This is a genomic window from Thorsellia kenyensis (assembly GCF_042432445.1).
Lineage (GTDB): Bacteria > Pseudomonadota > Gammaproteobacteria > Enterobacterales > Thorselliaceae > Thorsellia > Thorsellia kenyensis.
Map to the genome: position 1 here is coordinate 1 of NZ_JBHLXE010000068.1, position 885 is coordinate 885.

An 885-nucleotide genomic window follows, 5' to 3' on the forward strand; every position below is an offset into this window, starting at 1 on the left:
ATTAAAGATAGGCGTCTTATCATTGGTGGTATCACCTGATTTAAGCTCAAATAAGCCCTCTGCACCACCCGGATTAGGCAACACATTATCAAATACGCTATCAAGCGTGAGCTCATCTGCAGGATCAGTGCTGACCTCGGTATCAACCGTTAATTCAAAACCTTCCGCAGGAACAAATGCAGTCAAGTTACCCGCTTTATCTGTCGCTCTAAATTGGATGTTGTACGTACCATCAGCAAGCGCTAGGCTTTCTGGTAATTCAAATGTCCATTTGCCCTCTGCATCCACGAACACTTTATTCTCAAGCTCTACTAAATTGCCATTGATGTAAAGCTTGATTTCAACACCTTTTTCACCACGACCGTTGAAAATAGGCGTCTTATCATTGGTGGTATCACCTGATTTAAGCTCAAATAAGCCCTCTGCACCGCCCGGATTAGGCAACACATTATCAAATACGCTATCAAGCGTGAGCTCATCTGCAGGATCAGTGCTGACCTCTGTATCAACGATTAAGTCAAAGCTCGCATCAGGACTGAATGGGGTTTCATTACTCGCACTGTCTGTCGCAGTAAATTGAATTTGATACGTGCCATCAGTCAGTGCTAAGTTTTCAGGTAATTCAAATGTCCATTGACCATTTTCATCAACAAATACTGGCGGTGTCAATGCTTTGAATTCACCATTAATATACATCTTGATTTCTGCACCAGGCTCACCACGACCACTGAATGTTGGGCGTGTATCATTGGTGGTGTCGCCACTCTTAAGTAGGTACTCACCAATCGCACCTTCTGGATTCGGCTCAACGTCATCAACCACTGAATCAAGAATCAGTGGATAGTCTGGATTCAGTGCTGAGGTATCAACCACAAATCCCCAAAC

General features: G+C 43.8%; 1 protein-coding gene. It reads right to left on the reverse strand.

Translation table 11 applies throughout. The annotated features are described in order from the left end of the window. Positions 1-873 (reverse strand): Ig-like domain-containing protein (locus ACFFIT_RS05720; protein ID WP_385876692.1); only part of this gene is annotated, 873 nt, incomplete at its 3' end. Positions 874-885 lie beyond the last annotated feature (12 nt).